General features: G+C 52.6%; 20 protein-coding genes and 1 pseudogene. 6 read left to right on the top strand and 15 right to left on the bottom strand.

All coding sequences use genetic code 11. The features are described 5' to 3' along the window. Positions 1 to 377: 377 nt before the first annotated feature. From Yoon_RS09210 to iolD, 10 genes are all read right to left on the bottom strand, one after another. Positions 378 to 1,379, bottom strand: coding sequence for a LacI family DNA-binding transcriptional regulator (locus Yoon_RS09210; protein ID WP_238111881.1), 1,002 nt, complete (start codon positions 1,377 to 1,379; stop codon positions 378 to 380). Between the two features lie 12 nt (positions 1,380 to 1,391). Continuing rightward, positions 1,392 to 1,610, bottom strand: a complete 219-nt coding sequence (locus Yoon_RS09205) for a hypothetical protein (RefSeq protein ID WP_238111880.1) — start codon at positions 1,608 to 1,610, stop codon at positions 1,392 to 1,394. Next, positions 1,607 to 2,380: an ATP-binding cassette domain-containing protein gene (locus Yoon_RS09200; protein WP_113777241.1), complete on the bottom strand. Its 774-nt coding sequence runs from the start codon at positions 2,378 to 2,380 to the stop codon at positions 1,607 to 1,609. The genes Yoon_RS09205 and Yoon_RS09200 overlap by 4 nt, the downstream gene beginning before the upstream one ends. A 14-nt stretch (positions 2,381 to 2,394) precedes the next feature. Then, positions 2,395 to 3,468 (bottom strand): ABC transporter permease, encoded by a 1,074-nt coding sequence (locus Yoon_RS09195; RefSeq protein ID WP_238111879.1) that lies wholly within the window; start codon positions 3,466 to 3,468, stop codon positions 2,395 to 2,397. Between the two features lie 92 nt (positions 3,469 to 3,560). Further along, the gene (locus tag Yoon_RS09190) at positions 3,561 to 4,502 is read right to left on the bottom strand and encodes a substrate-binding domain-containing protein (protein WP_238111878.1); all 942 of its coding nucleotides are present in this window, start codon (positions 4,500 to 4,502) and stop codon (positions 3,561 to 3,563) included. A 750-nt stretch (positions 4,503 to 5,252) separates the two neighbouring features. Beyond that, positions 5,253 to 6,245 carry an inositol 2-dehydrogenase gene (gene iolG / locus Yoon_RS09185; protein ID WP_238111877.1) on the bottom strand — a complete coding sequence of 331 codons (993 nt, stop codon included), beginning with the start codon at positions 6,243 to 6,245 and terminating at the stop codon, positions 5,253 to 5,255. A gap of 4 nt (positions 6,246 to 6,249) precedes the next feature. Further along, positions 6,250 to 7,077 (bottom strand): class II fructose-bisphosphate aldolase, encoded by an 828-nt coding sequence (locus tag Yoon_RS09180; protein WP_238111876.1) that lies wholly within the window; start codon positions 7,075 to 7,077, stop codon positions 6,250 to 6,252. A 65-nt stretch (positions 7,078 to 7,142) separates the two neighbouring features. After that, positions 7,143 to 7,985, bottom strand: a complete 843-nt coding sequence (locus Yoon_RS09175; RefSeq protein WP_238111875.1) for a 5-deoxy-glucuronate isomerase — start codon at positions 7,983 to 7,985, stop codon at positions 7,143 to 7,145. A gap of 12 nt (positions 7,986 to 7,997) precedes the next feature. After that, a complete protein-coding gene (iolC, locus tag Yoon_RS09170; RefSeq protein ID WP_238111874.1) occupies positions 7,998 to 8,978 on the bottom strand; it encodes a 5-dehydro-2-deoxygluconokinase in 981 nt (326 codons plus the stop codon). Continuing rightward, positions 8,979 to 10,841: a 3D-(3,5/4)-trihydroxycyclohexane-1,2-dione acylhydrolase (decyclizing) gene (iolD, locus tag Yoon_RS09165; protein WP_238111872.1), complete on the bottom strand. Its 1,863-nt coding sequence runs from the start codon at positions 10,839 to 10,841 to the stop codon at positions 8,979 to 8,981. Positions 10,842 to 10,961: 120 nt separating this feature from the next. Here iolD and Yoon_RS09160 point away from each other — a divergent pair, with 120 nt between their 5' ends. Genes Yoon_RS09160 through Yoon_RS09150 form a run of 3 tightly spaced genes read left to right on the top strand, consistent with a single transcriptional unit; the run spans position 10,962 to position 14,130 of the window. Beyond that, a complete protein-coding gene (locus Yoon_RS09160) occupies positions 10,962 to 12,062 on the top strand; it encodes a Gfo/Idh/MocA family protein (protein WP_238111871.1) in 1,101 nt (366 codons plus the stop codon). A gap of 11 nt (positions 12,063 to 12,073) precedes the next feature. After that, positions 12,074 to 12,961 carry a TIM barrel protein gene (locus Yoon_RS09155; RefSeq protein ID WP_238111870.1) on the top strand — a complete coding sequence of 296 codons (888 nt, stop codon included), beginning with the start codon at positions 12,074 to 12,076 and terminating at the stop codon, positions 12,959 to 12,961. A 14-nt stretch (positions 12,962 to 12,975) separates the two neighbouring features. Further along, a complete protein-coding gene (locus Yoon_RS09150; RefSeq protein ID WP_238111869.1) occupies positions 12,976 to 14,130 on the top strand; it encodes a Gfo/Idh/MocA family protein in 1,155 nt (384 codons plus the stop codon). A gap of 251 nt (positions 14,131 to 14,381) precedes the next feature. Here the strand turns inward: Yoon_RS09150 and Yoon_RS18020 are convergent. The 3 genes and pseudogenes from Yoon_RS18020 to Yoon_RS09135 all read right to left on the bottom strand — a co-directional run. After that, positions 14,382 to 14,513, bottom strand: a pseudogene (locus Yoon_RS18020) (IS3 family transposase); the annotation flags it as partial. A 203-nt stretch (positions 14,514 to 14,716) separates the two neighbouring features. Then, on the bottom strand, positions 14,717 to 15,586 hold the full coding sequence (locus Yoon_RS09140) for a LysR family transcriptional regulator (RefSeq protein WP_238111868.1): 870 nt from the start codon (positions 15,584 to 15,586) through the stop codon (positions 14,717 to 14,719). Between the two features lie 66 nt (positions 15,587 to 15,652). Further along, positions 15,653 to 16,288 carry an outer membrane protein gene (locus tag Yoon_RS09135; protein WP_238111867.1) on the bottom strand — a complete coding sequence of 212 codons (636 nt, stop codon included), beginning with the start codon at positions 16,286 to 16,288 and terminating at the stop codon, positions 15,653 to 15,655. A 289-nt stretch (positions 16,289 to 16,577) separates the two neighbouring features. Between Yoon_RS09135 and Yoon_RS09130 the strand changes: the two genes are divergently transcribed. The 3 genes from Yoon_RS09130 to Yoon_RS09125 all read left to right on the top strand — a co-directional run bounded on the left by Yoon_RS09130 (position 16,578) and on the right by Yoon_RS09125 (position 18,607). Further along, positions 16,578 to 17,066 carry a CARDB domain-containing protein gene (locus Yoon_RS09130; RefSeq protein ID WP_238111866.1) on the top strand — a complete coding sequence of 163 codons (489 nt, stop codon included), beginning with the start codon at positions 16,578 to 16,580 and terminating at the stop codon, positions 17,064 to 17,066. A 42-nt stretch (positions 17,067 to 17,108) separates the two neighbouring features. Then, positions 17,109 to 17,372 (top strand): WG repeat-containing protein, encoded by a 264-nt coding sequence (locus tag Yoon_RS18015; protein WP_370642151.1) that lies wholly within the window; start codon positions 17,109 to 17,111, stop codon positions 17,370 to 17,372. A 716-nt stretch (positions 17,373 to 18,088) separates the two neighbouring features. Continuing rightward, positions 18,089 to 18,607 carry an acyloxyacyl hydrolase gene (locus Yoon_RS09125; protein WP_238111864.1) on the top strand — a complete coding sequence of 173 codons (519 nt, stop codon included), beginning with the start codon at positions 18,089 to 18,091 and terminating at the stop codon, positions 18,605 to 18,607. A gap of 505 nt (positions 18,608 to 19,112) precedes the next feature. On the opposite strand, the gene Yoon_RS09120 is transcribed toward Yoon_RS09125, so the two are convergent. Both Yoon_RS09120 and Yoon_RS09115 read right to left on the bottom strand, forming a co-directional pair. Beyond that, positions 19,113 to 19,886 (bottom strand): ABC transporter ATP-binding protein, encoded by a 774-nt coding sequence (locus Yoon_RS09120; RefSeq protein WP_238111862.1) that lies wholly within the window; start codon positions 19,884 to 19,886, stop codon positions 19,113 to 19,115. Next, a complete protein-coding gene (locus Yoon_RS09115) occupies positions 19,883 to 20,944 on the bottom strand; it encodes an iron ABC transporter permease (RefSeq protein ID WP_238111861.1) in 1,062 nt (353 codons plus the stop codon). Before Yoon_RS09115 ends, Yoon_RS09120 begins: the two co-directional genes overlap by 4 nt. Positions 20,945 to 20,983 lie beyond the last annotated feature (39 nt).

Raw genomic sequence — 20,983 nt, 5'->3', positions numbered from 1 at the left:
GTTAGTTACCATGTCGCGGGCGCAGGGCAATGTCATTGCTTGAGCCCTACCGTAACCCGCTCCATGGCTCCGTGAGATAACCAATTAAATTCTTTATCCCGTTGGCCTGCATTGAACATTATCACACCGATTTTCAATGCGACTTTGTCAAGCCGATTGCACGGCGCTTACGGCATTTATTCGGTAGTTGGCTTTGATAGCCTTTCAAGAGAGCGGTCTCCATGGGCAAGGGTAGGCGCGACGCAATCATCAGTTACCTAAACATCAAATATGTCTGACAATTGCTAACGTCAGACAACTCCTTAAAAAGATTGAACAAATCTTTCATCAAAACGCAGCAAGTTTCGGGGGCGCAGGGCAGTCAGCCCCGGCAGTCTTTAACTTTTCAGCGCGCGTAGCGTTCCGCGTTCGACCACATGACACGCGAATAAGCGTGCTTGCGGTGTCATTGCGCTGTCTTGCACCATATCCGCCACGAGGTTCACTGAGGAGGCGATAATCTCCGCGATTGGGTTGTGGATCGTCGTGAGGTTGATGTTGTCCCAAGCGGCCATTTCCATGTCATTCAAACCGATAATGCCCACGTCGTCCGGAACGGACAGCCCGTGCGATTGCAGTGCCGACAAAACGCCAATCGACAAGACATCATCACCACAAAAGTACGCCTCGGCCAATGGCGCATCCATTAGGCGTAGCATTTCAGCGCGACCAGCCTCGAACGAATACGCGCTTGCAAATGAGGCGGTCACACCGACGTTTGAATGGACCTGCAAGGTATCAAGAAAGCCGGTCATCCGATCTTGGGTCGATGTCGCGGCCTGTGGGCCACCTAAAAAACCTACCCGCGTATATCCCCGCGCGATAAGCGTTTCTGCGGCCAACCGGCCCGCTTGTTTGTTGTCGATCCCCAGTACATTGACTGTTGGTTTTTCGACTTGCCGCCCAAACGAATGGACAACGGGAACCCCTGCGATACGAAATGCTTCGGCGAAACTTTCGGGTAATGTGGATGACGCCACGATGACCCCGTCAACGGAATATTGTTGCAACATACGCACGGATTTTTCGGGGTCAGTCTCATCCGTTAGGTTCACGAGCAAAGGCCGTAAACCCCGGCCCTGCAAACCCTTGGTGAAGAGATCAAACACCTCTAGAAAAATCGGATTGTGAAAGTTGTTGGACACCAGCCCAATCATTTTGGTCCTGCCCGTCGTAAGCGAGGATGCCAAAGCATTGGGGCTATAGCCCAAGGTTTCAGCCGCTTCTTGGACCTTTTTGCGTGTTTTGGCCGAGACTGACGCGCCTTCGGTATAGGTGCGTGACACGGCCGAACGCGAGACACCGGCCAATTCGGCCACGTCTTTCAGCGTTACTGCCATGCGTTTGTCCCCTTATTCCTTCTCCGCATGGTTCTGTGCCTTATTCACTGCGACATAGTCAATAGTCGCAAAGCGCCAGCCACAGATCACAGCAAGTCCTAAAAAGAATATCGTCCAAAAAACTGCGCCGTTCACAAGCTCTATCAAGCCCCAAACGGCGCATACCGCGACAACCGCAACACGGACCCCAACTGGGGTAAAAAACGGATGTTCAAGGTCGAGAAGTTTCATGCCGCGCCTTCGTATTCAGCACCGGTTTTCGCACCGGTAATATACGATACCACATCGTTGCCGTCCGTGTCTTCGACGTTAAGGTTTGCAACGATACGTCCACGGCGGAACACGATAATTCGGTCAACCAAATCAAACACCTGACGCATATTATGCGACACAAGGATCAGGCTTTCACCTTGGTCTTTGAGCGTACGTACGATGTTTTCGACCTGCGCCGTTTCCTGCACACCGAGGGCCGCTGTCGGCTCGTCCATGATCGTCAGCTTAGATGCAAAGGTTGCGGTGCGCGCAATGGCGACACATTGGCGTTGTCCGCCAGACATGTTTGCAATCGTGTTCTTGATATTCGGGATTTTTACACCCGTTTTCACAAGACCTGCCATCGTGTCTTCACGCATCGATTTGTAGTCGAGCAATCGGAATGGGCCCAGCCAATCGAATTTGGTTTTCTCTCGGCCAAGGAACAGATTGTCTGGCACGTTCAAATCATCAGCCAAGGCCAACGTCTGAAACACCGTTTCAATGCCTGCCTCGCGCGCATCAAGAGGGCCTGCAAAATTGACGGGTACGCCATCAAAGATTACGTCGCCGCGTGTTCGCTGCTCCACACCAGTGATTTGGCGCACAAAGGTCGATTTCCCTGCGCCGTTGTCGCCCATAATAGCTATATGCTCACCGCGTTTCAGCTGAAAATCGGCGTCTTCCAAAGCATGCACACCACCGTAATGTTTGGTAAGGCCTTTGGTTTCGAGAATGATATCTGACATGTCTATGCCCTCCCTTAAGCCCGCGCTGCGCCACGTTTTTGTTGGTATTGATCCAGTGCAACCGCACCGACGATGATACAGCCAAGCACCATTTCTTGGTAGAATGCGCCAAGGCGCAGAAAGGTGAAACCGGATGTAATCACACCAATGATAAGCGCCCCGATGACGGTGCCGATGATTGATCCGCGCCCACCAAAAAGTGACACACCACCGATGACAGCCATCGCAATCGCCTCAAGTTCATATGACAAACCCATACCCGACTGCGCGGTCAAGTTCTTTGACGTTAAGATCACCGCAGCGAGCCCGGCAAGCATCCCTGCGATCATATAAACCAGCAGCAGGTGACGCGGGACGTTGATCCCCGACATACGCGCGGCAGCCTCGTTTGACCCAATCGCATAGGTGTGTTTGCCATAAACTGTATAGTTCATGATCAGATGAAAAAGCAGCGCCAATGACAAGAAGATGATCACAGGCATCATACCTGCACCGATTTTCGCATAACCTTCGGTCGGAAACGATACCGGGTTACCCAAGGACCACCACTGTGCCACGCCACGCGCAAATAACATCATGCCAAGCGTCGCAATGAACGGTGGGATGCGTGCGAACGCCACAAGAATACCGTTAACGGCACCGGCCACCAGACCAACAGCTAACCCGACAACCAAGGGCACAAGGACTGGCAGATCAAGCGCCCATTCGCCAAAGATCGCTTTGGGGTTCGGGCCACCGTTGACTTCGGCGACTTGCGCAAAGCTCATCGCGATCATGGCTGTTGCACCCACAACCGATCCCGACGAAAGATCGATACCGGCGGTGATAATTACCTGCGTCACCCCGATCGCGATGATGCCGATGATGGCGACTTGAATGATAATGATCCGCAAACGTGCTTCGTTAAAGATACTGTCGAAACGATCACGCGTATCAAAAAGCAGGCTTTGCTGCATGTAAATAGCGCCAAGCACTTCGAAGATGATAATAATCAGGATGAGTGCGCCAAAGACGTTCAGCTCATTTGGCCAATTCTTTTTTGATTTATCGAAGGTTAGACCGCCGGTGCCGTCGCTCTGATCTGACATTGGTCAGCTCTCCTAAAATGACTGGATTTTTTGGAAAACGCGGGGCGGCTCAGATTGGCCGCCTCGCACCTTGTTTAGCATGTTTCTTGCGTTTATTGCAGGAATTCGCCGATGTTGTCAGGTGTTACCAGTTTGAATGGGATGAACACTTTGCTGTCGACGTCTTCGCCATTGATCAGCGCAATCGCCGTATCGATGGACCCAGCACCCTGACCTGCAAGGTCTTGAAAGACTGTCACGTCCATTTCGCCAGCCTGCATAGACAGCAACGCGTCTGATGTCGCATCAACACCACCAACAACAACGTCGTCCATGGAAATGCCTGCAGCTTTCATCGCCTGAATAGCACCAAGCGCCATTTCATCATTGTTGCCAAACACAGCGTCGAACGGCTCACCGCTTGAAATCCAGTTCGTCATCAGATCGTTGGCTTCGTCACGTGACCAGTTCGCTGTCTGCTCGTCGATCAGCGTGATGAAGTTACACATGTCCATGCCGATGACATCATGGAAGTCTTTTGAGCGCTGAACGGCAGCTTGGTTCGACAGCTGGCCCATCAGCATATATGCTGTTGCACCACCAGATTTGCCTTCAGCGCGAAGCTGTTGGCACATTTGGAATGCCGCCAACGTACCGGATTCGATTTCGTTGGACGCAACGAACGCCTGACCATCGGGCAATGTGTCCATGTTAACCGGCTGACGGTTCACGTAAACCAGTGGAACACCTGCAGCAGCAGCTGCGTTGGACATGGCTTCGGTTGCATTTGTGTCAACGGCGTTCACGATGATCGCATCGACGCCGGACGCAATGAAGTTATTGATCTGGTCAAGCTGCTTTGCAACATCATCAGTTGCGTCTTCGATTTGAAGCGAAACACCATCAAGTGTCTCTTCGTGCGCAGTCATGCCGTTGCGCATCACAGTCAATCCGTTGTCGTCAAAACGCGCAACGGATACACCGATTTGCTGAGCTGACGCTGTTGACCCCATCAGGGTTGTTGCAAGGCCAGCGGCCAATAGTATTTTGTTCATGATTTCCTCCCAAGGACCGTGCCCGGCGCACGTACTATCAATACCGGGACCTCAAATGAGGCGGTGGTTCCGCTTCATCCTCTTGTCTTGCGACGTGGAGGACGAAGAGAAAGTAAGTGACCAAGCCAACCTTTCGGCAAGGTCTTCAAACATGTGAGCGGTAGCAGGCATGACACCCTCTCCCTTAAGGAACCGCACCGTGATGCAGTCCACGCAATTGCTGTTCCTTAAACCTCAAACTCTGGAGTGCTGACGTCGTCGGAACGGTCAACAATTTGGTGACATATCTCGGCATCGATTCGCCTGCTCCCCTCTAACTCCAACTTCACCTTAAATGTCGCAAATCAATTTTGCAACCGGTTGCATTTTGCGTTGCCATCTAGCACCTATCAAAAAAAGCGGCTCTCAAGTGATATCGAGTTACCCAGCTGAAGGTCACGTCACGTGGTATGAATTTTCCATATTTGATATTGACACCACGGTCCATTTTTCCACCAGATGAAACGATGTATATTGATTTTATTGAAGTCGGAGCCTCAGTTGCTAAGGAACTCACATTCCAAATGGTTGCAGTAAAACCGATTCGTCATAGCAATGGGTGAGCGTCCCACACCATAAAGCCAAGGATCCGCCTGGCAGCGTATTTTGACTTTCACTAGAGCGGGTTTTGCCTTGCAAAGGCATCTATTCCTTTTCGCGACATCTTTGTTGGAAGCTTTGTCAGAGCGCACCGGGATGAAACCCGTTCACCTAGTAGTTCAGCACCCGTGGCTGACCATCGCGCGCGCTTGCATCTGCCGCATCCGCCAAAATCTGCGCTTTGAGCCCATCAAGCCCCGTTGGGGTCATCGTGACGCCGTCAGCGATCGAGGCTACAAAGTGCGCCATCTCAGCCCGGTAAGCCGCGGCGTAGCGCTCAAGGAAGAAAGGTTGCGTCGGGGCCGTGGTAAAGCCCCCAGCAGTCGTCAGTTCGACGTTATGTTCAGGCACGTTGTGGGCGCGCAGCATGCCGCCGGCTCCATGGACTTCGACGCGTTGATCATATCCATAGGTCGCGCGACGTGAATTTGAAATCTGACAAATTTTGCCGGACGCCGTTTTCAACGTAACTGCTGCCGTATCAAAATCACCAGCCTCACCAATCGCAGGATCAACAAGACAAGATCCAACTGCGCTGATCTCAATTGGGTCTTCGCCAAGCAAGAACCGCGCCATATCAAGATCATGGATCATCATGTCGCGGAATATCCCGCCAGAGGTTTTCACGTAACCAATGGGTGGGGGTGACGGATCACGCGAAAGAATTGTCACTATTTCGACGTTTCCTATCACCTGATCCGCGATCTGTTTTTGCAGATGCGCAAACCCAGGGTCAAAGCGGCGATTAAACGCGGTCATAAATGGCACACCGGCCTTTTCGACGGCGGTCAGACATTCGCGGATACGGTTAACGGATAGATCGACAGGCTTTTCGCAAAAGATGGCTTTGCCAGCGGCCGCGGCCTGATGAATGATGTCGTAATGTGTGGTGGTGGGCGTTCCGATGACGATCGCGTCAATGTCAGGTGACGCAATGATCTCATCCGTGGTGATGGCTTGCGCCCCAAGCTTGCTTGCCAAAGCGGTCGCCGCTTCTGGGATGAAATCAGACACCGCAAAGGTACGCGCGGTTGTCATGCCAAGCAGCGTTGCACCGTGAACCTGACCAATGCGGCCTGCGCCAAGTATACCGATATTTAACATATAATCAGCCTTTTATTGCCTTCAAAACCCGCTGTGCCGCAGCCATGACAGGGTCGTGTGTTTCTTTTAAAATTGTATTCCGGTCGAACCGAGAGGGGTCAGCATTGATGGCGAACCGCATCGCATCGCCAAAGGCCATGCGCAGTTCGGTCCCGATGTTAAATTTACAAACGTTTGTGGTCTTGGCCAAGTAACGGCGCTGCGCAACTGGCACACCAGATCCGCCGTGGATCACCAAAGGCACATCGGTCAATGCTTGGATCGCCGCGATCCGCGCCTCGTCCAGACCACCCTGTTTGTCTTGTTGCAGATGTACGTTTCCGACCGAAATCGCCATCGCGTCGATGCCGGTTTCTTTTGCAAATAGGGCCGCCTCAGCCGGTTCAGTTCCAGCGGACGCTTCACCGTTGTCGTAACCGACGAAGCCGATTTCGCCTTCGCAAGAAATCCCGGCGCTGCGCGCAAGGTCTGCCACGCGTTTGGTTTCGGCGATATTTTCATCCAATGGTTTGCGTGATCCGTCAAACATCAGTGATGTAAAACCCGCGTCAAGTGCCTGCTGGCAATCGTCAAACGTGTAGCCATGATCAAGGTGTGCGACCACAGGTACAGATGCGTTTTCAGCCAAATGCCTGAACATTTCGCCCAAGATTGGCAACGGCGTATGGTCACGGCAACCCGGCCCCGCCTGCAAGATCACAGGGCAATTTTCAGCCTCAGCAGCCGCGACGAAGGCGCGCATATCCTCCCACCCGAGGGTGACAAGCCCCCCCACAGCATAACCGTTTTTCAAGGCAGGTTGTAGAACATCGGCAAGGGTCACGAGAGGCATATGAGAGCATTCCTGATCAGCGCCGAAGGTCCCTCGGCGAACGCAATTGAATGAAAGCGATGCGCCTATTTGAATTTGGCGATCATGTCTTTGATACCGGGGATGGTTTCAAGCTGCGCGGCATGCGACGGCTGAAAATATTGCACAAGGCTCCGTTGGGAAAGCCCACCAAGGATGGTGAAATAGTACATTTGGTAGCCGGGCAAAACCGCGCATGGATGATAGCCGCTGTCGAGACAAATCGTAGAGCCATCGACAAGATGATATGCATCGCCTGCCTTACCGTCTTCGCGCTGGAGCATTTGAACGCCTGAACCGTAGTTCGGTTTAAAGCGGAAATTATAGGTTTCATCGTGGCGGGTTTCCAATGGCAAACGATCCGTGTCGTGTTTGTGGGATGGAAAACCGGACCAACCACCTTCGCCGACGGTAAAGAGTTCGGAAACAAGTAAACGTCCAACTTTGTCGTGGTATTTCGTGCCGAGGATATGCTTGATCTTACGGTGCGTTTTTGTGTCGTCCGAGCCGTATTGCACCTTGTCTAACGCGTCCGCACGGACGTCGAACGCATCAAGCACTTTGTTGTAGCGTGCGCCGCAGATGAACACTTCTGCGTCGTCAGACACGCAAACAATTTCTGCCTTGGCGGCGACGGGCACGTAAACGCCTTCGGGCTCGCCGTCCCATACATCCTCGACACGGTGACCAAGGCTTGTCGCCTTGAAACCTTCGATATCAACATCAATTGTGCCCGTCGCCGGAACGATGCATGTCTCGTAGCCGGGGACTTCATAGGCGAATGCTTCGCCCTTTTTTAGCTTGACGATGTTAAAGTAATTTAGCGGCACGGTCGGGTCATCCACGTCCACGATGGGTTTGTTTTGATTGTCAAACGGTGGAATGTGCATGTGATTTTTCCTTTAAACGGACGTGGGATCGGGATGATCGGCCATAAATTTTGTGAGCGTTTCAGTCGTCGGCATCGCAGGCGCGCAACCGGGTTTTGAGACGGTGATCGACGCACAGGCAGAACCGCGCAAAATTGCGTCGTGCAGTGGAAGATCAGCGGCGAGCCCCGTCATCAGACCCGCCATAAAACTGTCACCCGCACCTGTGGGTTTCAACGCCTCAACAGGGAAGATACCCGTGCGCGTTTCGGTCCCATTTGCAAAGGTAATGGCCCCTTTTTCGCCCATCTTATAGACGACGATCGCCGCGTTTGTGTCTGCAAGTTGTTTGGCTTTGGCGAGACCTTTGTCGATACTGCCGGCCATAAATCCGAACTCTTCATCATTGGCGACGATCATGTCACATTCGGCTGCCGCACGTGAAAGAACCTCTTCGGCGACTTTCGGCGAAGGCCATGAGTATGGGCGGTAATCGACATCAAAAATGATTGGTAAACCAGCTTTTTTCGCCAGCGCGAATGCCTCGAAAGTGGCACTTCGTGATGGTTCAGCGGCAAAGACGGTGCCCGCAGTAATCAATGCGCCGAATTTGCTATAGTCGACGGCACTCACATCATCTGAACACATCTGAAAATCAGCCGCACCATTGCGGTAAATCACCGATTGGTGCCCCTCAATCCGGCTTTCATAAAGAGCGAGTGAATTGCGATATTCACCGCCGACCGGCGTGACATAGGTGCTATCGACACCATAATACGCAAGCTTATTCACGCAAAACCGACCCGCGCTATCATCCGATACGCGCGTGACCAAAGCAGCCTTTCCACCCAGTTTCACGATACCCGCAGCTATGTTTGCGGACGATCCGCCAAGGTCGGCATGAAACACGTCAGCGTCCTCGGTCGCAGTCCCGGGTGGGTCAGGAAATAAGTCTACGCCAGCGCGTCCGACGATAACAAAATTGTTGGTGCGGATACCGTCAAGCAAGTTCATCTAAATTCCCTTCCGCTGACGGACGCGGGCGGATTCCACATCCTTATGTGCCGCGGCGACTTTGAAGTTGTCGGTCACATGCGGCGTGCCGACTTCCCACCACGTGTGACCTTCTTTGGTCCAGCCTTCGTAGGCATCGACCTTCATGCAGATCACATAGGTTTGGTCGGCGGCTTTGGCGCGGGCAAATGCATCAGCAAGATCGGCGGGGGATGCAACTGTTTCGGCCAGTGCCCCCATCGCGCGCGCATGCGCTTCGAAATCGACCCCAACTTGATGCGTTGCGGTCGGTGTGTCCGCTATCAGATTGTTGAAACTCTCGTTGCCGGTGTTGTTTTGTAATTTGTTAATGACCGCAAAGCCGCCATTATCAAGCACAAGGATGATCATTTTCTTTTGCGTAAGAACCGACGAATAAATGTCCGAATTCATCAGCAAGTAAGACCCGTCACCGGTAAAGACGATCGTGTCCTTGTCTGGCTCTTTTTCGGCTTGCGCGATGCGCGCGCCCCAGCCACCTGCGATTTCATACCCCATACAGGAAAAACCAAATTCAACATCGACAGTGCCGATATCAAGGGTTTTCCAATTGGCGGTGACTTCGGCAGGTAAACCGCCCGCGGCGGCGATCACACGGTCGCGTGGATCGCACAGGTCATTCACCGCACCAATAGCCTGCGCATATGATGCTGGAGCTTTGCCAATACGGGTATTCTCGGTAACGTAATCATTCCATTTTGTACGTTCGGCTTGTGCCTCTTGGGTCCACAATACCGGACACACATAGTCGGATACTAAGGCCGTAAGCGCGAGCTTCGCATCACCCACAACCGTCAGTGACATATGTTTCGCCGCGTCGTGGCGGCCAACGTTGATACCGACGATCCGTGCATCCATCGCAAACGCGGTCCAAGAGCCCGTCGTAAAATCTTGCAAGCGGGTACCGATGGCAAGGATCACATCCGCCTTCTCAGCAATCGCATTCGCCGAGTTTGACCCCGTCACGCCCAGCGGCCCGATGTTCAGCGGATGGGTGTTCAACATGTTCGCACGACCTGCAATCGTTTCTACCACGGGGATGTTTGTTGCTTCGGCGAATGCCGTGAGCGCAGCCACGGCGCCGGAATATTGCACGCCACCGCCGGCAATAATCATCGGGCGCTTTGCCGTTTTCAAAAGGGCAATCGCATCAGCGATTTCGGCTGTGTCAGGTGATTGGCGACGAATACGGTGCACATGTTCGTCGAAGAATGAGACAGGGTAATCAAAGGTCCAGCCCTGCACATCCTGTGGCAGGCCGATGAACGCAGGACCGCAATCTGCTGGGTCCAGCATTGTGGCCAAAGCAGCGGGCAAGGATTGCATAATCTGCGCGGGATGCGTGATCCGATCCCAGAACCGCGATACGGCTTTGAATGCATCATTAACACCCAGCGTCGGGTTTCCAAAATGCTCGAGCTGCTGCAAGACTGGATCTGGCAGCCGCGTCAAGAACGTATCCCCGCAAAGCATCAACATCGGTAATCGGTTCGCATGGGCGAGCGCGGCAGCAGTCAACAAATTCGCGGTGCCTGGGCCTGCGGACGCGGTGCAAAACATAAACCGCTGGCGCAATTGCGCCTTTGCATAGGCCGCCGCAGCAAACCCCATGCCTTGTTCATTCTGGCCACGATACAACGGTAGCACGTCTTGGTGGTCATACAACGCCTCGCCGAGGCAGGTCACGTTGCCGTGTCCAAAAATGCCAAAACCGCCACCACATAGACGTGTTTTTACGCCGTCAATTTCGATGAATTGCGCCGCAAGGTAGCGGATCACCGCCTGCGCAACCGTCAGCGTAATTGTTTCACTGGCTTGTCCCATGCGCGTCTCTCTCCCAACACGAAATTGATGTCAGCGCGGATTGCATATTGACCCAACGCCCAAAACGACTATATCCATTTTGCAACCGGTTGCAATCGGTTTTTTGGGGAGGGAAAACAAATGGCAGAAATCGGCATCGGCATTGTTGGCGGTGGTTATATGGGCAAGGCACATTCGGTTGCTTTTGCCGCGGTCGCATCGGTATTCGACACGGACCTGCGCCCAAGGTTAGAAATGATTGCAGCGTCTTCCCCGGAAACCGCCGAAAAATACCGTGCAATGTATGGGTTTGCGCGCGGCACCGACGACTGGTGTACCCTTGTGAATGATCCAAAAGTCGAGGCGATTGTCATTGCATCACCTCAATCGACGCACCGCGAAATCGCGCTCGCGGCTTTCGCCCAAGGCAAGCACGTACTGTGTGAAAAGCCGCTTGGTGCATCGCTTGACGATTCGATTGTGATGCATAACGCCGCAGATGCGTCCGGCCTCGCAAATATGGTCGGCTTTAATTACATCCGTACGCCAGCATCCCAATATGCGCGTCAGCTGTTGGCCGAAGGAAGGATTGGCGACATCGTCTATTTCCGTGGTGAAAATACAGAAGACTTTTTTGCAGACCCCAACGTCGGCGGCTGGCGCGCCCAAGGGCAAGCCAACGGCACAATGGGCGATTTGGCCCCGCATATGATTAACGCGGCCCACGCGCTGATGGGTCCGATTGATAGCCTGTGTGCATCGGTGGAAACCGTGCACAAAACACGTGATGGCGCACCCGTCACCAACGACGATCAGGCACAAATGATGTGCCGTTTTGCAAATGGCGCGCAGGGGCATATGTTCTTTTCACGTGTCGCCGTTGGACGCAAGATGGGCTACGCCTATGAAATTCACGGCACCAAAGGTCATATCCGTTTTGACCAAGAAGATCAGAACGCGATCTGGCTTTACACCACCGAAGGTCCGGAAGCCGAACGCGGCTTTCGCAAAATACTGACTGGCCCCGCCCACCCAGATTACCTGCCCTTCTGCCAGGGCCCCGGCCATGGCACAGGTTACCAAGATCAAATCATCATCGAGGCCAAGGATTTTCTGACCGCGATATCTGAAAAACGCGCTGTTTGGCCAACTTTCGCAGAAGGCCTCGCGGTGAACCGCATTATCACCGCCGTGCATGATTCCAGCGTTAAAAACGCATGGGTTAACGTGGCGGATTACTAAAGGAAAACGACATGATCAAAATTGGCAACGCTCCGTGTTCATGGGGAGTGGAATTCGCAGATGACCCACGCAACCCCACTTGGCGTAGGGTCTTACAAGAAAACGCTGCCGCAGGTTTCACAGGGATTGAACTTGGTCCTGTGGGCTTTATGCCCGAGGACCCCACGATCCTTGGTGAAGCACTCGATGAGTTCAACCAAGAACTCGTCGGTGGTGTCGTCTTTCGGCCATTCCACGACGCGGAGGCATGGGACGATGTCATGGACGCTGCCGTACGCACCTGTAAGGCGCTCATGGCGCACGGTGCCCAGCACCTTGTACTAATCGACAGCATTTCCGAACGTCGCGCACCAACCGCGGGTCGTGTCGATGAAGCAGAGCAGATGGACAAAGCCGAATGGACGGCCTTTCGTAACCGCATCGCAACTGTCGCAAAGATGGGTGCTCAAGAATACGGGCTCACGGTTGGCGTACATGCGCATGCTGCTGGCTTCATGGACTTTGAACCAGAACTTGAGCGCTTGCTGTCTGAGGTCGACGAAAACATCCTGAAAATCTGTTTTGACACAGGTCACCATTCTTATGCGGGTTTCGATCCGGTCGCGTTCATGCGCAAGCACATTAATCGCATCAGCTATATGCACTTCAAGGACATCGATCCCAAAGTGAAAGCCTCTGTCGTTGCCAATCGTACCGATTTTTATACGGCCTGCGGCGATGGCATTTTTTGCAACTTGGGCGATGGCGACGTGGATTTCTCGGCTGTCCGTCAAATCCTACGCGACAGTGATTTCGACGGTTGGTGCACAGTGGAACAAGACTGCGATCCCGAAGGTGACACATCGCCGATCGATGATGCAAAACTGAACCGCACCTACCTGCAATCCATCGGTTTCTAAGAAGGATTTGAGAAATGACAAAACTAAAATGGGGCATGATCGGCGGCGGCGAAGGCAGTCAAATCGGTCCTGCACACCGGCTTGGGTCTGGCCTTGATGGCTTGTTCGAATTCACCGCAGGTGCGCTTGACCACCGGCCAGAATACGGCATCGATTACGGCCAGCGCCTAGGTCTTGGCGATCGTGCTTACGGTGGTTGGCAAGACATGCTTGCGGGTGAAAAAGCCCGTGAAGACCGCGTTGATCTTGTCACAGTCGCGACGCCAAACGCGAGCCACTTTGAAATCACCAAAGCCTTCCTTGAAGGCGGTTTCAACGTGCTGTGCGAAAAGCCGATGACAATGACCGTCGAAGAAGGTGAAACCATTGTTGAGGTTGCCAAAAAGACCGGCAAAATTTGCGCCGTGAACTATGGCTATTCGGGCTATTCACTAGTCCGTCACATGAAAGCGATGATCGCACGTGGTGACATTGGCAAAGTTCGTGTCGTGAATGCAGAGTTTGCCCACGGTCACCACGCTGACGCCGCAGATGCCGATAATCCACGCGTGCGCTGGCGCTATGATCCGGCGCAGGCTGGGGTGTCTGCGCAGTTCGCTGACTGCGGTATTCACGCGATGCACATGGCGTCATTTGTCACGGGGCAAGAGGTCACGAAAATTAGCGCTGATATCGTCTCGGCGATCCCTGTGCGTACACTTGAAGACGATGCGATGGTCAACTTTCGCATGGACGGGGGCGCTGTTGGGCGACTTTGGACTAGCTCTATCGCAATCGGGCGTCAGCATGGCCTAGGCATCCAAGTATTTGGTGAAACAGGTGGTTTACGTTGGTCACAAGAGCAGCCAAACCAGTTGTTTTACATGCCGCTTGGCCAGCGTTTGCAAGTTATTGAGCGTGGTGAAGAAAGCCTATCCCCCGAGGCAGACCGCACGACCCGCGTGACCATTGGTCACGCCGAAGGTATGCCGCTCGCATTCGCAAATATCTACACAGATCTGGCCGAAGCGATCACTGCACGCAAAGAAGGGCGGACCATGGACCCGGCCGCTGATCTTTACCCGCGCGCAGAGGACGGATTGAGGTCAATGGCCGCCGTTGCTGCCGTAGCGGAAAGCGGCAAAGCAGACGGTCAATGGCTGGACGCACGCCCACCCATGTTCCACTAAACGATTGAGGTGCGGCGGATACAAAACCCACTGTACCTCATTTTCAATTCCAAATTACCTACTTTGATGACGTTAGCGTGGTCAAATAGAGGTTAACCGACCTCTCAGGAAAACGAACATTCCGGGCGTCAGCTCATAACGCTCACTATGCGGGTTTTGTAGTCGTTCGCTGCAAAAAAAAGACCAATGTCAGGTTGGCATTCGGAAAATTGTGAACCGCGCCGGGTTTGCCGGAGGCTAATTTGTCTTAGTTACGCTGCCATGTTTGATCTTTCCAGAGCAGCATAGAAGTTTGCTTCAGCCTCGGCTGGCGGGATATTCCCGATAGGTTCCAGCAGGCGGCGGTTGTTAAACCAATCGACCCGGCGCTTGGCTGCGATCTCCTGCACCGTCTTGTCACCGCGCAGCGCCTCAAGCGCTACAGCAGCCCCCTTCTCAAGACGTGTGGTACTCCACACACATTTGAGATTACTCTAAAATCGGAAGATGGCCACGGGCTCGCAGCGGTAACGGGTCAGTATGGGCGGACTTTACACAAATTTGGACGAGTTTTGGAGGCGCCAGTTAAATGGAGAAATCCTCGATGCTATTTTATTAAATTGGATGTTGGGTCAGCGAATGCAGTAGGTATTGTATCACGCAACATTGTAATGACCTGTTGGATGCGTCGCGTCTTAACGGTTCCTGTGTTTGCATGAACATGCAAGCAACGAATAAGTGGCGGAAAGGTCGACGTAATCCGTTTAAGATTGGGCATATGCTCGGCAATGCAGCAAGGCAATAACCCTTTGCCGACGCCCGATTGGATCGCAGCCAAAACCAAGCCTGCGTCGTTCCCAGTCAATCGAACATCTGCTCTTGGCGATTGCAGCTTTGCAAGCCAACGGTTTGGCGCGCGCTGCGCGCGTGGGTCCATAAAAGACACCCACTGTGCTGTATCTGGGTTAAGATCTTCGCGGACATACGTAGCGTATGGGACTTGACCAACCGGGGCCGCAAACTCTCCGTCTTTTGGGTCGATTTCGAACCACAACGCAATTTCTGGATGGCCTTGCGTCAAAGACCAATGGTTGCTGCTTGCGACAAATCGCAACTCAAGGCCTTGATTTTTTGAGAGTAAATCTACGACACCAGAACGAATAATTTGTGACAAAGTCCAGTGATTTCCAACGATAGTTACAGGACCGTGCAGATCCTTTTCTGCCGATTGCGCCTCATCTTCAAGCCATTGAATATGGGTTTCAACTGCTGCCGCGCGTTGTATGACCTGTTCACCGGCTTGGGTTGGCATAAACCCCGACTTTGAACGCACAAAAAGCGCAACGTTGAGACTTGTTTCGATCGCAGTTAAACGACGCGCGATGGTCGATTGATCCACAGTCAGTACAGATGCAGCCGCCGATTGTGTTCCATTGCGCGCAATCGCAAGCACGATTTTGAGGTCATCCCAGTTCATCGCTCACTCTTAACTGTCTATGCATAGGGTATGACACCTTTGCCATTGAGGCAAAGGTGCATTTTATTAGAAGTGGTAGGACATTCGTAATTGCGCGGTCGTAAATGCGACATCAACGTCAGTTTCGTCCATATTTTCGAAGTCATGGACCAAAACTTCGCCACCAATAGAAATGCTATCAGAGACCATCATATCGGCACCAAGACCGAAAAACGCGGCTGTATCGCTTACATCAACAACCGGGCCGAGGTTTTCAATTTGACCTGAAGCATAGGCGATTCCACCAGTGCCGTAAACAAAGGCACCACCAATTTTTGTTCCAGCACGCAACTTCAGGTGAGCTAATTCATCAATGAAAGAGTCCGCTGTATTTGCGCCGGTTATCTCTTCGTTTGCGAACTCTCCGACGTTGTAATCTACTTCGACCCCGGCGGTGATTGCACCAAAGCTGCGTTGTACCCCAGCATGAACACCATAAAGCTGGCCACTCGCATCTGTTTCGCGAAAGGCTGTTTGCGCCTCGCCAGGATCAAAAGACCCAGTTGCAGCACCGAGCTGAATACCTGCGTACCAATCAAGCGGGATGGTCGCAGCAACTGGTGGTGCAATGGGCGCCGGGATGATTGGATCCGCGAGGCCACCAGCCATTGACGATGTTGCACAAATGCAAAGTGAAGATGCCAATATTGATCGTTTGAGCATATTAAAATTCCTTTTTTTCCGTGGGCACCACCCAATAATCGGGCAGCCTTACTCTGAGCTAGTTAGGCACATTCACATACGGAAAAAACAAGTATTCATACATGATCAGTATGCAATTATACGGGACGGCGCGGAAGACGACAGATCGAGATCAAGCACTGCGCCAACTAGCTTTTCGAGCGCCTTCAATAAGGATTAGCTGGTCGCAAATCCAAACACTCAAAAAATAATTGAACCTTTGGCCCAGCGTTACGACATATCATCGCAGACACTAAAAAGGAGACCTGCGATGAAACTGAACGTATTATTTTCGATGATGACCCTTGGCACTGTTTTTGTTGCGGGCAATCTAAATGCACAAGAACGACAGCAACCCAATATAGTATTGGATGTCGCAACAGCTGACCTGACAGTCATTCCCGCACAGACGGAGGGTGCGATAGAAGGCCTTCCCGGAACCGGGTATTGCAATTTCAATAATTACGAACCATCCGATGAGATCGTGTTTCGTATTGTGAACAACGGCTTTGCAAATACTGGGCCCTTTAAAATGCACATCGGGTTCAAGCCTCACAACGCACCAATCATTTCAGTTCTAATGGATATTCAGAATGTTGCTCCGGGCTCCAGCTCACTGCGTTCCGTTGACATCCCTGCTAGCATTGGCATCGCGAGCCCTACGGTTTTCAACTTGTTCGCCGATTCAACGGACGAAGTTTCTGAACTTGTTGAAACAAACAATCACGATTCAGGCTATTGCCTTCATAAAGAAGGTTAGGTTCAAAACCGCCAACTACTGGAGGGTGCCTACGGGGATTACATGTTGGGCGATGACCGAAAGCCCAGAATATTTCCTCCAGAGAAACGCATGGGTTATTTCTACGAAGGCCTTACCACGATCCTCCAGGATGACAAAACCGGATTTATCGACAAAACTGGGGCAGTTGTCATACCGCGTGAATTCTATGGCGCATCTGACTTCTCGTGCGGTCTCGCTCGCGTTACACTCAGCCATGATGACTACCGCAACGATCGGTATTGCTGCATCAATCGGAAAGGAGAGATTTTAGCAAAAAACCACTGAGCCTATAAAAGCGGCCATCCACCAATGCGGGACTGACAGCAATTAAGTCCCGCATAGCGAATCTCGGGCGTATCAAAATGCTGCGCTCATTCGGTAATGTCGGCTGCCGGGGAGTTGCGCTGCGGCATGCAGCGTGCATGCAATGTCCGCTTTGGGCCGTCCTCATCCAAGATAGAAGAACCAACAGATCAGATGCTGCAAGGCCTCCGAGGTCCACAAATAGCCCAAAGTAGCGCATGCTGCGTGGTGCCTGAGCGGTAGCGGCGCGCTAAAGGCGGTTACTGCAAAATAGCAAGCTCGGACCAGTCTATGGCGTTCGGACCGCCTAGTGTTCACACCGATAAGGCTGATCCGGTGTTGTGCCAGTGATAAGAATTGCCGACCCTCGACCCGCTCGCAGCATGTGAATGGGGAGCTATCGTGTGTGGTGGATTTCAATCTGCCTCGGCTGCCGAGGCGTTGTCAGCCTCGGGGCACCGCATACATTAACCACGAGGAAAAGTGCCCATTGTGGCGATTTCTGATGCGCTGTACCCTGCCGTTATGTTGCGGCCACGCAAGATGTAAGTTGATAGGTCAAAAACCGTTTTTTTGGGAGATTACTCAAGGCATTTTGTTTTGCTGCGCTGTTGCAGGCAGATATGCGCCTTAGTGTTATCTAGCCCTAGTACATCTTTCGGGAGGCTCCAACGGGCCACAAAAAATAGGATGACATCATGGACGGTACACTTGGTCTGATCTGGCTGCTGACGAGTTTGACCGATATGACGTTGAATGATTGCCCCAACGGTTGCCTTTATACCGAAAAGCAAGAACCACAAATATTTTATCAGTTAGGACAACTGCAATCTGATGAATTTCAGAGTGCGAATGAGTTCTACCTTGGCTACGACAGCCATCGTCGACGCGGTCCCTTTCGCCCCACTTATGGTCTTTCGCTCACAACCGATGGGGCTGCGTGGTTCGGGATCGGCGGTAAATGGAGCAGCCAATACGTTTACGACACCCCATTGTTCGTCGAAACCTCGCTGATGCCTGGTTTTTACAGACAAGGTGACGGCGCTGATCTTGATGGGCCCCTACAATTTCGAGCGGCATTTGGTATTGGCTATAGGTTTGACAACGGCAGTAACCTGACTGTCATCTACGACAGTATGTCCAATGCAGATTTTTTCGATGACAGCTCGAGCCGCGAAACGCTTGCCATCCGTTGGACGACCAACTGGGAGGGATAGAGCCTTCTTTCAAAAGTGGCTTGATGAGAGCGACACCTAAGAAAGGCAGCCTGGACTTTCGGCAGTCTTTGCATTTCATGCGGACCCTGACCCGCAACGCCCATGGTGGCCGATAGGTCCATTCAAAGTCTCTTTTGGGCTGGCTTCAGAAATTGTCGGAAAATGGGCGAATGACGGACATGTCCGTGTTGTGTGAATCTGGCTTCGCGGCTGCCGCGAATGACCGGTCTGACGGGCCGCACTGCAGCATAGCGCAGTGACGGCCAAGTTCCGCAATGGGCCGTCCATGACGATGCTATCTCATCAGATCCGCCATGATGCTGCAAAGCGGCTAATGGCAGGTATGAGCCACTTTGCCGTTTTTCTGTAGTGCAGCTAAAGTCCGCTATCAGGAGATGAACAAAAATTGCCCACGAAGTAACAGCCCAAAGCCGTCGTTGATCATGTGTAGTGACGCTGCAGCGCTGCTTCTCCTATGAAGACCTTGCAGCATGTCTTAACTGAATCACGCAGACAGTCGTGCGTCCACGTATAGTGCGCCGCGTTTCGTATGCTCTAGTTCAGTATGAACGCGGTAGGTTTCACCAATTTCGGAAAGGGCTAGAATGTTCTCAGGCTTACCGTCAGCGAGGATTACCCCATCCCGTAACAGCACCAATCTATCGCAAAATTTGGCAGCAAGATTTAGATCATGCAGGGCAGCCACGACAACCGGCTTCTTTTTGTCCATTTCGTTACGGATCGACGTCATGATTGATAGTTGGTGGTGAAGGTCCAACGCACTTGTAGGCTCATCTAACAAAATAACCTCGGGTGAACGTACAATTGTTTGCGCAACCGCGACCATCTGGGCCTGACCTCCGCTGAGGTCTGACACGCCACGGTTTGCAAGATGCGACAATTTTAGTGCGTTCAACGTATATGATACGCGATCAAGATTCTCATCATCAACTCGCCAGCCCGTCGTTTGTTTTAACGCCAGCAAGACGCTCTCAAAGACAGTCAACAAGGCGTTGCACCCAAACGCCTGCGGCATGTAGGCAACCCGGCGCGCGCGATCCTTGCGCCGTAATTGCGTTACATCATCTTCGCCAATCCTGATAAGTCCGGCTGTTGGCGTTACCAATCCAGCGAGGGTTTTAAATAGCGTGGATTTCCCAGATGCGTTTGGCCCGATTAACCCGACAAAGGCGCCGCCTTCGATGTTCGGGACCGAAACATCATGGAGCACTTGGGTGTTTCCATATCCTGCCTTGAGGTTTTCAATGCTGAGGGTCATGATAGTCTCTCCCGCCGCGTGCTTAAAATGATCGAGATAAAGACCGGGACGCCGATCAACGATGTGATGATGCCGATTGGGTAAATAATTCCCGGTGTAATTGATTTTGAAATCAAAGATGTCAGCGACAACACCAACGCTCCGACAATGGCCGACAGGGGAACAAAGAAACGTTGATCTTCACCCACAAGCATCCGCGCGATATGCGGTCCTACAAGGCCAACAAATCCAACTGTTCCGACAAAGGACACTGCGGTTGCCGCTAGCAGCGAAATACAAATCAACATCTCGACGCGTAAGCGCCCGACATCGACGCCCATGCTTTCGGCGGTCGCTTCGCCCATGCGCAGCGCCGTCATTGGCCAGGTACGCAACAGGCTGAACGGAATAGCGACGGCCAGCAATAGCGCCCCAAGCGCGATTTTTTCCCAGCTTGCGCGACTAAGAGATCCCATCATCCAAAATACGATCCGCGCGATTTCGTCTTCTGATGCCATATATTGCATCAGTGCCAAAAGCGCAGAGAACGTGAAGAAAATCGCGATCCCAAATAAAATCATCGTTTCGGACCCAACCCCTTTGAGGCGGGTCGCAAACAAGATAAAACCACAGGTCAACAACGCAAACATAAAGGCGTTCACCGTGACCAACAGTGGGCCAACCGCCGGAATGACGCTAATGCCCATCACAATGGCCAAGGAAGCCCCAAAACTAGCGGCTGCGGACACACCCAGTGTGAAAGGCTCCGCCAGCGGGTTATTCAAAATCGTTTGCATTTGCGCCCCCGCAACGGCCAGTAACGCACCGACCAAGACGGCCGTGATGGCGACTGGCAAACGGTAATCCCAAACGATCACTTTTAACCGGACCCCATGCGACAACGGGTCAGTAAGAACATCAAACACGACCGATAGGCTATATTTTCCGGGGCCTGTGGCCACATCCAAGAAAAAGCTAAGGCCCAACAGCCCGCCAACCAGCGCGATCATAGCGTACCGGCGCATGAGCTGCGCCGCATATGCCCGCCGCATGTCGGTTGCATCTACATCTATTGTCATGAATTCAGAGCCCTTCAACAGCGATGACGGCCCCGCATC

The sequence above is a fragment of the Yoonia sp. I 8.24 genome (assembly GCF_022096995.1).
In the GTDB taxonomy this organism is placed as follows: Bacteria; Pseudomonadota; Alphaproteobacteria; order Rhodobacterales; family Rhodobacteraceae; genus Yoonia.
Note: the sequence above shows the minus strand (reverse complement) of the source record. Positions and strands in the feature narration are given on the sequence as shown.